Below are 15,152 nucleotides of genomic sequence, written 5' to 3'. Positions count from 1 at the left end.
TTCCAATCACATAGCACGCGTCTGTAACCAGAACCAACCAAAAAACAAGAAACAACTTAAAAAGTTACACCTGCAATAACTTTCGACACCTGCGTATCAGATCATCACAGGCGCGTCACTGTCGGCGATGAGACTGAGGCTCGTTCGCGACTGTTGTGAACCTCACAATTTTTTCACCAGCGCCAACCACCGTCTAAGCTTCAGACAAGTCCGATCAATCTGCGTGAATGGATCAATCGACTATGGGCGCTTTGTGGCAAACCGATTCGAGTAAAGCCGTGGTTCCGACTGAACGTGTGGATGATCAAGCGCCTGTCCCTGAAAAACCCCGCCGTAGCCGGCACGGGTGGAAGGCTTTCTGGTTGTTGCTGCTGATTATTGCGGTGGTGGTAGGGCTGGGTGCGTCCAAAGAGATGCGCACCTCGCGCTTTCAATCCCGTGAACTCAGCCAATATGCCGCCTCGCTGACCTACAAACTGGAACCCGGCCCCAGTGAAGCGATTCGCTATCCGGGCAATGGCCCGTTCGATTTGCGCCTGGGTTACAGCTCACTGGATGAATTCCTGCCGCGCCTGATCAAGCGCAATTACGTGATCACCGAACAGACACGTTTTTCACCCGCCCTGCTCAGCTACACCGACAAAGGCCTGTTTGTGCCTTTTTCCGAGAAGATCCAGGCCGGGTTGTCGATCACCGATTGCCGCGCCGCGCCGCTGTACAAATACAACTATCCTCAACAACTGTATTCGAATTTTGCAGCGATTCCGCCGGTGGTGGTCAGCAGCCTGCTGTTTATCGAAAACCGCTTTCTGCTCGACCCCAAACAACCGCTGGCCAACCCGGCAGTGGATTGGCCACGGTTCGGCATGGCCGCCTGGTCGCAAGTGGCCAAGGTGCTTCATCTGCCCGGGCAATCGGCGGGCGGCAGTACGCTGGCGACGCAACTGGAAAAATATCGGCACTCTCCTGAAGGCCTGACGGCGTCCGGTGCCGAGAAGATCCGTCAGATGATTTCCGCCAGCGTGCGTGCTTATCAGGACGGTCCGCAAACCCTGGGTGCACGGCAAAACATCATTCGCGATTATCTGAATAGCGTGCCGTTGTCCGCCGTACCGGGCCACGGTGAAGTGCACGGCATGGCTGAAGGTCTGCGGGTCTGGTACGGCACTGATTTCGCCAAGGCCAACGAGCAGCTCAACAGCCCGCAGACCGATCCGAAAACCATGGCCGACAAAGGCCTGGCCCTGCGCGAAATGCTCTCGTTGATGATCGCCCAGCGTCGCCCTTCGTATTATCTGACCAGGGGCCGTGAAGACCTCGCCAACCTCACCGACAGCCATTTGCGCCTGCTCAAGCAGAGCGGCGTGATCGACAGCGCGTTGGCCGATGCTGCACTGGCCAGCACCGTCAGCTATCGCGACTGGCAGACCCAACCGACGATTCAGCCAATCGAAACCAACAAAGGCATCAGCGCTGCCCGCAGTCGTCTGGCGAGCATGCTCAACCGGCCCCTGTACGACCTCGACCGCCTCGACCTGTCGGCCACCAGCACCTTGCAAGGCGAGCTGCAAGCCCAGGCGACCGCCTACCTGAAGAAGCTCGCCGACCCGGCCTACGCTGCCGAAGTCGGTTTGCTCGGCGAACGCTTGCTGACGCCGACCAGCACCACTCAGGTGCGCTACAGCTTCACCCTGTTCGAGCTGACCCCGGACGGTTCGCGCGTACGGGTGCAGACCGACAGCACCGACCAGCCGTTCGACATCAACGAAGGCAGCAAACTCGAATTGGGCTCGACGGCGAAGATGCGCGTACTTACCACCTACCTGCAAATCATCGCCGAGTTGCACGACAAGTACGGCGCCATGGGCGTGCCGGAACTGAAAAAGGTCGAGGTGCCGGAGCAGGATCGCCTCAGCCGCTGGGTTGTCGATTACCTGATCCAGAACAAGGATCACGATCTGTCGAAGCTGCTCAGTGCAGCACTGGATCGCAAATACTCGGCCAGCCCCGGTGAGGCGTTTTTTACCGGCGGAGGTCTGCACACGTTTAACAACTTTCGCAAAGAGGATAACGGTCGCCTGCCGACCCTGCGCGATTCCCTGCGCGAGTCGATCAACCTGCCGTTCATTCGGCTGATGCGCGATATCGTGCGTTACACCACCTATTCCGGTCCCAACAGCAGCGCCGAGTTGCTCAAGAATGATAGTGACCCACGGCGCCAGGAATACCTGGCGAGTTTCGCCGATCGCGAAGGCACTTCGTTCCTGCTCAAGTTCTGGAAGAAATACCGTAACAAAGACACCCAGGCGCGGCTCGAAACCTTCCTCGACAGCATGCGCCCGACCCCGATCCGCATGGCCGCCGTGCACCGTTATCTGTTGCCGAACGCCAGCCAGGAAGACTTCAACACGTTCGTGCGCTCACACCTCAAAGGCGCCAAGCTCAACGAGAAACTGACCGACGACCGCCTCATCCGCCTCTACGACGCCTACGGCCCGGGCAGCTACGATTTGCCCGATCAAGGCTTCATCGCCAAGGTCCATCCGCTCGATCTGTGGCTGATCGGCTATCTGCTGAATCATCCGGACGCGACCTTCACCCAGATCGTCAAGGCCAGTCAATTTGAACGTCAGGAAGTTTACAGCTGGCTGTTCAAGAGCAAGCACAAGGGCGCGCGCGACAGCCGCATCCGCACCATGCTCGAGATCGAGGCGTTTCTTGAGATTCATCAACGCTGGCAACAAGTCGGCTACCCGTTCGATCACCTGGTGCCGTCGCTGGCCACCGCCATCGGCAGCTCCGGCGACCGTCCGGCAGCGCTGGCCGAACTGATCGGCACCATCCTCAATGACGGCGTGCGCATGCCGACCCTGCGGATCGACAGCCTGCATTTTGCCGCCGGCACCCCTTACGAAACCCGGCTGGTCAACGATCCGCACGTTGGCAAACGCGTGATGCCATCGCAAGTCGCCACGGCAATGCGCGAAGCACTTTCGCAAGTGGTCGACGCCGGTACAGCCAAACGTGTTTCCGGCAGTTTCAAACTCGCGGACGGCACCCCACTGGCCATGGGTGGCAAGACCGGCACCGGTGACAACCGTATCGAAGCCATCGGCTCGGGTGGACGCATCCTCAGTTCGAAGTCGATCAACCGCACCGCGACCTTCGTGTTCTACATCGGCGATCACCATTTCGGCACCCTCACCGCATTCGTTCCGGGGCGTTCGGCGGAGAACTTCAAATTCACCTCGGCCTTGCCGACGCAAGTGCTCAAGGGCATGGCGCCGATTCTCACCGCGTATCTGCAACCGGGCAGCGACTCTCAGTGTCGCCCGGTTGAAGGTTCAAGCGTTGCACGCCTGGAGCAACACTAATTGGCGCGCCGGCAGGTGGTAGTCAGTTATTTTTCAGATTCAAATACTCAACGGATAAACGGGTAAAACAGCCGCTGAAGCGGCAACTTTTAGACTATTGTTTTGCCCTCCAACGGATAGGCTGGTCATCCTCAAACAATCAAGGATGATTGCCATGTCTGATACTTCCAACCCTGACCAGAACAAAGGTCGGCACTACGATTTCATACGCTCCACCCTGCACGAAAATATCAAAACCGCGAGCCTCGGCCGGGGCAAGGCACTGGCGAGCACTGCACTGAAAATCGAGCCCTGGTACAACACCGCGCCCGCCGCCCGACACGCCCAATTGAAAACCGCCAACCTCAAGGCCTGGGGCTCTCAGAACAAGGTCGACAAGCTGTTCGAAAAACTCCAGGACGTGCGGACATTCGCGGCGCCTCTGCTCCAGGCGAAGCTCCAGGAACAATACGCAGTCACCCATGACGTCAGGACAACCTTCCTGCATCTGTACATCCCCAAGGAAGGACCTTGGTACACGATCGATACCCTGGGCGGTGTCACGACTCGAATCGTATCCCTGCTGGACGCCGCGTTGCACAACTTCGCCGCCAACGAAACGGTGCTTGCCGATTCGCAATACATCAGTCAGCCCGACGAGCGCGGGCATTTCGATATATTGCCGATCAAGGCAAAGATGACCATCAGCCAGTTCCAGACACTGTGCAGGGAACTGGACATCGGCAAACTCTACAACCAACACCTGCAAAGCTACCTGCTGCCCAGCGAACCGGTGGCCGTCGCCGCCATGAAGTACAAGGTGACGCAAAGTCTGAAGGATGCATTAAGCGCCGCCGCCGAATTGGCATTGACCACCGGCGACATCCAGCTCGACGCCTACAGGCTGATCAACGCACTGGCAAAAGGTGCCCCTCTGCCGCTGCTCAATGGCCAGCGCATGCAGTGCCGTGATCTTTCCATAATGGACACACGCCTGACCGGTGTTCTGCTGCTGATTCCTGCCGTGAGAGACAGCCGAGGCATCCGCCAGCTTATTGCCTATGTCCCGCATGATCCGGAGCACCCGCTGAAGGAGTACACATCACCCAATGCCTTCATGACTGAGCTGACGCGGCAACTGCGTGAAAACAAAACCGGCGCTGCATCGCAGCTCAGTTATCGCCAGTTCTTCAGCCAGTTTGTAGACCATCAACAGCGCGGGCACTTCTTCGCCGACCTCGAACAACGCCTCAGCCACGTGGTCTGGCACGAAAAGGTTGATCCGACAGACTCGCACCCGGTATGGCGTACAGAAGACGAGCCCAATGCGCACCTGAGGTTCGAGCACCTGCCACTACCCCGCGATTACTGGACACATGCCTATCAGCAAAAACTCAACAAGATTCTCAACGACGCCAAGGTCATCGCCGTGTCCACCGCCGACACGGACACCAGGGCGCGCTGGGCCTGGTGGGACAACTTCAAGAAAATCGTATCGGACATTTTCAACGTAGCCTTGCTGATAGCGACACCCTTCGTGCCGGGCCTGGGTGAATTGATGATGGCTTACACGGTTTATCAACTGACCTATGACGTGATCGAAGGCATTGTCGATCTTGCTGAAGGCCTGGGCCTTGAGGCGGCCGAGCACGTAGTCAGCGTGGTGACGGATGTCATTCAACTGGTGGCATTTGCAGCCGGGGCCGAGATTGCGGGCGCGTTCAAGTTCAAGCTATCGCCACTGATCGAGGGCATGAAGCCCGTAAAGCTACCCGATGGCCGTGACACCCTCTGGCACCCGGACCACGCCCCCTATGAACAGCGAACAATCGATCTGCCGAAGGACGCCAAGCCCGACGCAACAGGCGTGCACGCGTACGAAGGCAAGGAGATTCTGCGTACGCAGGACAAACACTACGAACTCGCGCGCGACGCACAAAGCGGCACGATTCGCTTGAAACACCCTGATCGCACTGAAGCCTATCAACCGCAAGTCACGCTCAATGGCGCCGGTGCCTACGTGCTCGAAGGCGAGCAACCGCGAACCTGGGACGACGCCACTTTATTGCGTCGCATTGGCCCTGCCGTGGCGGATCTGAGCGATGCCCAGCTCGAAACCGCGCGCAGGATCAGCGGCACCGACCCCGCTGAATTGCGCGGCATGTATGTCGAGAACCTGCGCCCTCCCACGCTGCTGACCGATACGATAAAGCGCCTTGATATTGATTCGGACATCCGGTCGTTCATCGACTATCTGAGCAGCGACGACCCGCTGGTCTATGCAAAAGCCGACCCCGTGACGCAACTTCAGATACTCACCGCTCATGGCATGTGGCCCGAAAAAGCCTCGATGCGGATTATTGACGTTACCCACAAAACGATCTGGGAGCACACAGGCAAAGAGGCTTCGGCAGGTCAAAAGCTGATTGTTCAACTCCAGGACCGACAATTGTTCAATGGCGAACTGTTGAAGATCGTGATGCAGACACTGGATGAAAACGGTACGTCGATCATTCTCGATGTCCCGGCAGATGTCCTTCCGGCATCGCTGGACGCGCGCGTTCGCGCTTTGCGCAAACGCATCGTCGCCGTGACTGAGAACAGCCGTGGCAAATTGTTCAACGAGGATTACGCCAGCCGTGAAGTATTCGAGAATAAAGAACTGGCGCCACTGATCCGCGCTGCATTTCCCGACATTCCCGCCCAAGGCATCGACAATCTCCTGGCCACCGCCACCCGCGCCGAACGGGCGATCATGGTCGCCGAGAGTCGCCTTCCCTTGCGCCTCAAACGCATCGCCCGCGAGCTGCAACTGGAAACGCGAACCGCACGGGCGCATGAAGGTTTTTACAGAAAATCGCTGACCAGCGTCGATACCGAACGCCTGACGCTCAATGCGCTGCGCCTTTACAGCAATACACTGGAAGGCGTGCGCATCGAGCTGCGTAACGCCCGTTTCGATGGCGAGCTGACTTGCCAGGTGGGCCCGGAGGATGCCGCCACCGTGCGGATTCTGGTCAAGGGCAGCAACGGCCTTTATGAAGTTCACGACGCCCAAGGCACGCCGTTGTATGGGCCGAGTGATCTATATCAAAGCGTTTTGCAGGCGCTGCCTGACGAGCAATTGAAAACGCTGGGGTTGCGCCGCAGCGAAGGGAACCTGTTCAAACATTGGGTCATCACGCAGACCGCAACGCCAGCCGAACGGCGGGTCATCCTTGATGATCGAGGACGTGTGCCTGAATGCCCACGGGAGGATTTACTGTTGCTCCGAGGGCCCAAGCAGTCCAGACATGACACGAACCTCACCTCGCGAGTAGAGGATCTGTATCCCCATTTCAACCAGCGAGAGGTCAGGCAGTTTGTCCAGTCGCTGAGTACCCGGGGCGACCCGATTGCCACACTCATACAGTTGGAAACAGAGCTCGACGACCTGCGTGTACTCCTTCGCAGGTGGCAATGGGATCAACCGGATTACCCAATATCAGACCCACGCAATTTCGTCGGCGGTGGCGGGCAACACATCGCTGACCAACTGATCGATTGTTTCAAACGCAAAGCAAAGTTCCTCGACAAACGCAGCGCCCACCTGGACGAGGGATATACGCTGGACCTGTCGACCGACTTGTTCCCGAGCGATCTTGTACGGTGGTGGAAAAAACTGCCCGAACTGGGCAAGTACCTTGAACAGATCACCGCGCTGAATATTGATAACTCCCGCTTCAACGTCGACACCCAAGGCCTGCTGAAAGACTTTAAGCAGTTGCGTCATCTGAGTGCCAGAAAATGTCAGTTGACTCGATTGCCAGAGGGAATTGGCAACATGCATATGCTCGAGACACTGCGCCTGAGTGACAACCTGATTGAACTGACCGTCGCCGACGTCGAGCGTCTGCGCAACCTGACGCGCCTGGAAAGCTTGCGGCTCGACGGTAATCCGTTGGGTCGCGCGGTAAATGTCGAGCGCATGCCACGCTTGAAAGTATTGAGCCTGAACAACACCGGCATCGATGGCTGGCCGGAGGGGATTTTCAAAAAGCGCCGGCCCAGAGGTTTCTTTCTGGACATGCAGAGAAACCCCATCAGTCGAATCCCGGAGGTGACCGCAGGTTCCGATCACGCGCTGCTCATTGCCCGTACACGCCTTGATGCCGAGGATCTGTCTGAAGCCAATCGGCTGGCTTATCACGAGTATCGAAGATCGGTCGGCATCGATCCCCAGCACTACTACAGCAATCTGGCCGAGCAGGATCTGGCGCTCTGGCGTCTGTCTGGCATGACATTCTGGGGCACGAGCGAGTCCGGGCGCGGGACCTTCAGGCTCGAAGCCTGGCACGACCTGGCGACAGAGCCCGATTCCCTGGGGTTCTTTCAGGTCATCGAAAAACAGCTGGATTCTGCCGACTACCGAAACGGTGGTGACGCTCGCATGCAACTCACCGATCGCGTCTGGCGCATGATCGACGCCGCTTATCTGGATCCCAAAACACGCAATGAACTGTTCACCGAATCTACGGCGCCGACGACCTGCGCCAATGCCGGCGCGCAGATGTTCAACAACATGGGGATCAAGGTACTGGCTTCAGAGGCGTATTCGTATTCGACATCTCAGGCAGAACTGGAAGGCAAGCTGGTGACACTGGCAAGAGGCGCGGCGCGCCTTGAGCAAGTCAACGAAGTCGCCCGTGCCGACATGGCCAGCCGCGCAGGCCGACCGGATGAAGTGGAGGTGCATTTAGCCTATGAAACCGGCCTGGCCGAGCGCCTGGAGCTGCCTTGGCAGTCTCAGGGCAGGCGTTGGTCAGAGGTCGCCGGCGTCGATCAGAAGGCCATTGATCAAGCGTATGACACGGTTGTTGCGCTGGAAGAGGGCGACGGTCTGGTGAACAACATGCTCGAGCAGATTTTCTGGATGGAATACTTGCGCGACACTTACCCGGGCCAATTCGCAAACAACGCACGGATCTACGAAAGCAAAGCCGAGCAACTGGACGCGTTGCGTTCAGCGCAACAAGCCTGGGCCGATGGCGAAGATTTGCCCGAAGCGCAACAAGCAGCGCTGAGGGAAGCATTGCGAAATCTGGCCCGACAGCTATCGGTGCCCGACTCTACGGTGTTCACCGGTGAAGCCATGACCGACGCGGTGTACGAACGGCTGTACACCGACATCGGCAATGAGGAGCAGGAGCTGGGCAGACGATTGACCCGCACAGCGATGGCCAACGCTGGAATCTGAAACAGCATCCGCAGCCGCCCTTCGGGTATGGCGACGATTGTCGTCATACCCGCGGCTCGCCCCACGGCAAGGCTCAGACTTGTGAATCCCAGATGACGGTGACATTGCCTGAGTAGTGGCGCGCGGTCCCCTGCTTGATCATCTCCTCAACGTGATCACGCGGCACTTCGAAATGCAGCGTGCCCGGTTTGCGGTCTACGTAAATACCGGGCTGGAACAGCTCGGTACCGACACCATCGCGAAGCAATGGACGACGATTGACCGGCTGGTTCGACGCGTCGGTCAATCCGCTCGGCAGCGTGACGCTGACTTCGAGCGGCACGACATGACCGGCATTTGGCTCCCAGAGTGCGCAGTTGTTACCGCTGGGATACTGGCATTCCAGGTTCATCTTGAAGCGCGAAGAAGCCGACAGGTTGAAGGTTTGATCGCGGAACAATCGCGTGGGTTTGCGCCCCTGATTCAGCCAGGCCTGCCAGCCACCCTGGGGCAGCAACTCGACCCGTTGCCCGCCGGGCGGGACTTCAACCTTGAGGGTGTGTTGCACCGACAAATTGAAGTTGAAGGTGTACAGGTTGTCGGCAGGAATCATGACATCACCGAAGTCGAAATCTTGTCCCGGACCCATGGTATAGGTGATGGAGCCGGTGTAGTTGCCGGTGGACATGGTTAACGGATTGGGCGTTCTGAGCTCGTATGCGTATTCCAGGTGGCTATACGAAAATTTGGGAATCTCAGTGCCAGGTGCCAACCCACACGCGCCGGCATTTTCAGGAACGAGCCAGAAGAACAGCACCATAGTACTGCTCGCTGCGATGTACCTGGTCCCAACACAAGGAGCAACCCCGTCAAGCCACCGCCGATTCCAGGCAATTTGTGGAGGTCCTGGCAAGGTCCACGCAGAAACCCCCGGCGGATGGGGCAAATCCCACCGGTGGCCAATGCCGGCAATACGCACCTCGACGGTTTCCACCTCGCCGGTTATTTGGTGGGTAACAGCTAACGGCCGCCATTGAGACGGAACCTTGAACATCGCAGCGTTTCTCAGATCGGCGCCGGGCAGAATGGGCCCGATCGATGTAGCGCGAAAAGCCGTATCACGAATCGTGAAGATGTTAAGCGCCTTGCATTGCGCCGGAATATGTCCCTCGCACACCCCGGATATGGGTGTGTCGTTGCGAAACTTGTTCATTTGCGGGTTTGCCGCATCGGGTCGAAACGACGCGTCGATATTTTGCGTAAGCGCCTGTGCCGGCAGGCTCAGTGACGCAGATAACGTAATGCCCGCAACCAGACGCTTTAGAGCATCGTTGAATCGGCGACTGCTTTTCATTTTGACGATCCTTGTGGCGAGACCTGAGCCGAACGACGCCCGCACAGCTGACAATTACCCAACCAACGGCCCGGATGTCGGCCAGCGCAGTGATGCCTTCCCGGTTGAACGTTCAAGGCGCCAGCGCTTCAAAAATCATGTGCACGCTGCCGTAGTAACTGCCTGGCCGGTAAGCATCCACCGGTAACGCCGCGGCTATTTCCAGACCCACCCGCTGGCCTGCCTGGCCATCGAGTTCAGTGATTACGGGCTCGGCAACGAGGCTCAGGCGTTTGCGGTTGAACGTGACGGTCAACGGGATGTTGTCCGTGTCCCTGCCATTACTCAGATAGGGCTCGGTACTCATGCGCGCCGTAATGCCGCCATTGACGTTTTTCACATCGAAGTTCTTGCGCAGCGGGGTGAACTTCCCCGATACCGGATTGAACGGCAGCGCCTGCTCCTGATGAATCCAGTCGGGCTCGGAGGGGATTACATAAAACTCCGCGCTGGGGATACTCACCGAGACTTCGAACGTTTCACGTTCGGTGATCGCATTCACAATGCCGCTCATGGGTAACAGCAGCCCCAGTGAAAGGGCTGCGCGTGTGGGGTTTGACATCTTCATCACCTTTTACGTCCGGGCATCAGCCCTTGACCTCGATCGGTTTGCTCGACTTGCCCTCGATCAACATGAAGTTGTATTCACGGCCGCTTTGTTTATCAAACTTGAAGGACCGGCCTGGCAACACGTGATGTTTCGTGGTCGGTTGGCAGTCGCGTTCATTATCGGCCGAACAGTTTCTGAACTCGTCGACCACCACCGTACTGTTGCCACTGTTGCGCACTTCATAGCGGGTCGCTTCGTTGCTGATGACGCTGTTGAACCGAGTCTCCCTGGGACGCACGAAGAACACCGTGCCGTAGCCGGCCAACACGTTGACGCCTGCCGACAGGCCTTTTTTGTATTCATCGCGTTCCTCTTCGGCCACCGCAAACTCATCTTCTTTTTCCGGCACCACCGGAACGAATCGCACGCGGAAATAACGTTCCTGTTCCCGTTCGCCCATGAACACCAGACGACTGCCCTGCATGCCATTGGCGGGGACGATCAGTCGTGCGGGGCTGGCCATCAAGCCATCACGGGCATTGGCTTCGATCTGATTGACCAGCGGAATTTCCCGCGCGGTGCCGTCGGCGTCGTAAACAATTTCGAGGATGTTGATCTTGACGAACGCCGTGGCGTCGCCGCTGTTGAAAACCCGCTTCAGGTAGGTGCTCTTGTCACCGTCGAGGTAGTCGTAGACCACGCCGACATTGATCGCGGGCCCGGCGTGGGAGATAAGCGGTAGCCAGCCCGCGAGTAGCAGCGCCAGTCGATAATTCATGGTTTCAGCCTCTGGATGTGGAGCGGTGGACGAAACACGCACACAGGGTGCTCAGACTTGCGAATCCCAGATCACGGTGACATCGCCGGTGTAGGTTTCCCCTCACCGGTAAGCATTTGCTCGACCGCTTCACGGCCGACTTCGAAATGCAGCGTTGCCGGTTTGCGATCAACGTAATAGGCCGGCTCAAAAAGCTCGGTGCCCGTACCGTCGCGCAATAATGGACGTCGATTCACTGGCTGCCCGCCGGCATCGATCATTCCGGCCGGCAGGGTGACGGCAATGTTCAGCGGCACGGCATCTCCGGAAACCGGATCGCGGATCAGGCACGTATTGCTCCCGTCGCTGTACTGGCATTCGAGCTGCATCTTGAAACGGCTGGAACTCGAGATACTGAATGTCTGGTCGCGGAACAGACGTTCAGGGCGGCGATTGCGCTGCAGCCAGGCCTGCCAGCCGCCCTGCGGCAACAGTTCCACACGATTGCCGCCTGGCGGAACTTCGACTTTAAGGGCGTGTTGCACATCCAGATTGAAGTTAAAGGTCAACAGGTTATCGTTGGGAATCATGATGTCGCCAAAGTCGAAGTCCTGACCCGGCCCTAACGTGTAGCTGAGCGATCCGGTGTACTGCCCTGTAGCCATGCGCAAGGGATTGGGGGTTCTCAGTTCATAGGCGTACTCGAAGTTCGCATAGTTAAGGCTGGGGATCTCAACCGGTGCGGTCAAGGCGCAGACCCCCGCCCCTTCAGGCACGATCCAGAACCACAGGCGAAGCGTTGAACCCGCCGCATACATTCCGGTGTGCCCGCAAGGCGCAGGTGGAAACGTCCAGTTAGGCGCACTGGGGCCCCACGCATTAACACTTGGGGGATCGGGAATATTAAAGCGGTTACCGATCCCTGAAATGCGCATTTCGACGGTTGCGGGCTCGCCCTTGTCTGAAATCACCTCAAAGCTTCGCCACTGCGAAGGCACTTTGAACATCGCGCCTTTGCGTATATCCGGGACCGGCAGCACCGGCATCGGGCCATTTGAGCGAAAGTTGATATCCCACGTTCGAATGCTGAAAATGCCCAGCGCTTCGCAGCGCGCCGGCATATGCCCCGGACAGACGCCGCTTTGCGGGGTGGTATTAACAAATTTGTTCACCAGCGGATTATTCGGATCAGGCTTGAACACGGCCGTGATTTCCTGCGTAGCCGCAGCAGCGGGTAGTGCGACAAGCCATAGCGATACGGCGGCTGAAAAGAGCCCGCCCATCACTCTGCTCGATTGATTTTTCATGTGCATCAGTCGCTTCCTGAAAGGGTTCAACCTGCCGTCGTCGGGGCAGGCGTGACATCGGCCAACGTATCCGGCGTGCAACGCAGATCCCCGATCATCAGCACATCGTTTTCACTGCGCGCATTGGCCGGGTCGAGACGGAACTGGCACAGCAACTGTTCACCGGAGCGCACTTCGAGGGTCGGTGAACCGGCGTTCATTTCCATCGAGAAGAAGCCGTCCACCTCGCTGACACCGCGACTGGCGTGGTTGATGATGTGGTGGCCCTTGAGCGGCTTGCCCTGCGGATCGAGCAAACGCCCGAGCACGGTCAGGGTTCTGCTCACGGTGATCTTGCGATACCCCACCCCGCCTTTGTTCATGTGATAGCGGGCGCGCTGCGGTTGAATGCTGGCGGACGGCACGTGGTTGCCTTCGAAATCGAAGCTCACCGAGCTGTTTTTATAGGCGGTCAGTGACACGTAATTGCGCCCCGGACGCAGGGTTGTGCTGCCGCCACTGAGGTCGTCGGCGCGCAGGGCGATGTCGTCGAGGTCGGTTTCGACGTCAATGATCATCCCGGCACCGCCACTGGCGTGCTGGCTGGTCATGACGATCTTGTCTGCGCCCACGGCCACGGTGCTGTCGAGGTTGAGACCGCCGGTGTAATTGCCGTTATAGGAAGAGCGCTGAATGAACGCATCGCCATTGAATGCCTCGGTGCTAAAACTGCCGAGGCCTGACACGCCGACGCCATAGGTGTCAGCGAGCGCCGTGACCGAGACGTTTTGCAGTACGTGGTTTTGCAGAGTTTTGTTGTAGGTCAGCGACGCATTGTTGTCGCGGCCACCCTCGCGGGCCGTGCGCGTGCCGATGCTGCCCGACCACTGTTCGCCCTTGGCGCCGAGGGCCAGACTGACGCTCAAATCGACTCCGCGATTGCGCGCCTGCCCGCTGCTGAAACTGGCGGGGCGATCGAACACCGAGAAACGCCAACTGGCATCGCTGCCGAGCAACAGGCTGCGTTGCGTCCAGCCCAGATCGATACCGACGCCTTCGACATTGCCCTCGCTATGGGAAACCCGGCCATTGAGCGATTGCTTGCTGTTGAGTCGGTGGTTGATCGCCAGCGACGTGTTGGCGGTCTGGCCGATATACACGTTGCGTTGGCGAACCCGCGTACCGTCCGGCAAGGTCTCATAAAGATTGGTCGTGTCCAGCCAGCTGCGGTTGTGCGTGGCGAACAGGTTGCCCGAGCCATAATTGTAGATGCCTTGCAGATCCATCCCGGTGCCGTGGTCTTCGGTCTGGTAAACGTTGGCGTACAGGCTGGTGTTATTGGCCAACGTCCAGTCAATCGACGAAGCCACCTGCTGCTTGCCTTGCAGTTGCCGCGCCGAGAGACCGACGATCACCCGCGGGTGCAGCAGATAATTCAGCGCCGCGCCGGCCGTCATGTCGCCACGAGACTGCTCGTCCCAGTTGCTCAGCAATTTGCTTTCCTGGCCGGCGAACAGGCTGTAGCGCCAGCGCTCTTCGTGATTGCGCCAGTTGCTGGGTTTGTACACCAGATCCTGGGTGGTTGAGGTGATCTGACCGTCTTCGATCAGTCGCACTTCGACTTCGTAAATGCCCCCGGGCAGCGCCCGGGTGTCGAGGGTTTGCAGGCCGGCACTGACCGCTTGTGTGTTGATCAACAGACCGTTGCGATAGATTTCCACCGATGCCTGGCGGTTGGCCGTGACGTAGATCGGATAAACGCTGGGCGTTGGATTTTTGATCGCCAGACTGTCGGAGCTGCCAAACATCACGCCCGCCGCCGTATCGGGGCTGGCGCCAAATGAACGCAACTGCCGCGTCAGGCCTTCGGAGCTGGGGGTGAAATAGCCCAGGCGCAAAAAATTGCCCTGCAACTCACGCTGGCCGTACAGCTCGTGCATCGCGTGATAGAGCTTGTCGTCAGGTCCGCCCAGGCGCGCCAGTTGCAGGTTGACACGTTGCGTCCAGTTGCCGAGGCTGCTGCTCGCCTCAAGGCCATAGCGACCACCGAAGTCTTGCTCCTGACCGCCGTTGAGGTTCAGTTGATTACGCAGGATCAACCCGGTGCTGCCCTTTTCGGGGAGAGCGTAATAGCGTAGAGCGTCACTGCCGCGCTCAGCATTTTCGGTAGCGATCGATACCAGCGAATTCTGCAGGTTGTAATGCACCGCCAGTACCTGGTCGGGGCAGCTGCCCTGACAGGCGCCCAGGCTTACCCCCTGCTTTAAAAAACTGCCCAATACATCCCGTTCACTGGCAGGGATCTGGCTGTCGCCGGTGTCGGTAAATTCCAGCAGAGTGACACGATCATCCTTGCTTAACACGACCATCGCCTCACCGAGAAATTGTTGATCACGCTCAACCCGAACAGCTAATGGCACATCGAAGAAGTGTTCTTCGAATTCCGCCGGCAACCCCTTGGCCTGAGCGAGCAGACTGCGCGGCGTGTTAGCGTTATTAGTGGGCGCGGCCAAGGCACTGGCACATAAAAAAAGTGCGAGCGCTGCCGCGATGGGCGTCATCGGGAACATGGTCTTTAATACTCGAGTTACTTGATGA

At 58.3% G+C, this 15,152-nt stretch carries 7 protein-coding genes; 2 read left to right on the top strand and 5 right to left on the bottom strand.

Annotated elements, in window-relative coordinates:
• Positions 1-242: 242 nt before the first annotated feature.
• Both H8B20_RS06020 and H8B20_RS06015 read left to right on the top strand, forming a co-directional pair.
• Positions 243-3,374: a transglycosylase domain-containing protein gene (locus tag H8B20_RS06020; protein WP_210622627.1), complete on the top strand. Its 3,132-nt coding sequence runs from the start codon at positions 243-245 to the stop codon at positions 3,372-3,374.
• Between the two features lie 154 nt (positions 3,375-3,528).
• Positions 3,529-8,589 (top strand): NEL-type E3 ubiquitin ligase domain-containing protein, encoded by a 5,061-nt coding sequence (locus H8B20_RS06015; RefSeq protein WP_210622626.1) that lies wholly within the window; start codon positions 3,529-3,531, stop codon positions 8,587-8,589.
• A 73-nt stretch (positions 8,590-8,662) separates the two neighbouring features.
• Here the strand turns inward: H8B20_RS06015 and H8B20_RS06010 are convergent, their stop codons facing one another.
• From H8B20_RS06010 to H8B20_RS05990, 5 genes are all read right to left on the bottom strand, one after another.
• A complete protein-coding gene (locus H8B20_RS06010) occupies positions 8,663-9,922 on the bottom strand; it encodes a hypothetical protein (protein WP_210622625.1) in 1,260 nt (419 codons plus the stop codon).
• Between the two features lie 112 nt (positions 9,923-10,034).
• Positions 10,035-10,523, bottom strand: coding sequence for a CS1 type fimbrial major subunit (locus H8B20_RS06005; RefSeq protein WP_052491568.1), 489 nt, complete (start codon positions 10,521-10,523; stop codon positions 10,035-10,037).
• A gap of 25 nt (positions 10,524-10,548) precedes the next feature.
• Positions 10,549-11,289 carry a pilus assembly protein gene (locus H8B20_RS06000; protein ID WP_042560781.1) on the bottom strand — a complete coding sequence of 247 codons (741 nt, stop codon included), beginning with the start codon at positions 11,287-11,289 and terminating at the stop codon, positions 10,549-10,551.
• 71 nt (positions 11,290-11,360) lie between these two features.
• Positions 11,361-12,581 carry a hypothetical protein gene (locus H8B20_RS05995; protein ID WP_228732655.1) on the bottom strand — a complete coding sequence of 407 codons (1,221 nt, stop codon included), beginning with the start codon at positions 12,579-12,581 and terminating at the stop codon, positions 11,361-11,363.
• A gap of 20 nt (positions 12,582-12,601) precedes the next feature.
• Positions 12,602-15,124, bottom strand: a complete 2,523-nt coding sequence (locus H8B20_RS05990) for a TcfC E-set like domain-containing protein (protein WP_210622624.1) — start codon at positions 15,122-15,124, stop codon at positions 12,602-12,604.
• Positions 15,125-15,152 lie beyond the last annotated feature (28 nt).

It is taken from the genome of Pseudomonas sp. P42 (assembly GCF_017973755.1).
Lineage (GTDB): Bacteria > Pseudomonadota > Gammaproteobacteria > Pseudomonadales > Pseudomonadaceae > Aquipseudomonas > Aquipseudomonas iridis.
This window is presented reverse-complemented; position numbering and strand designations above follow the sequence as displayed.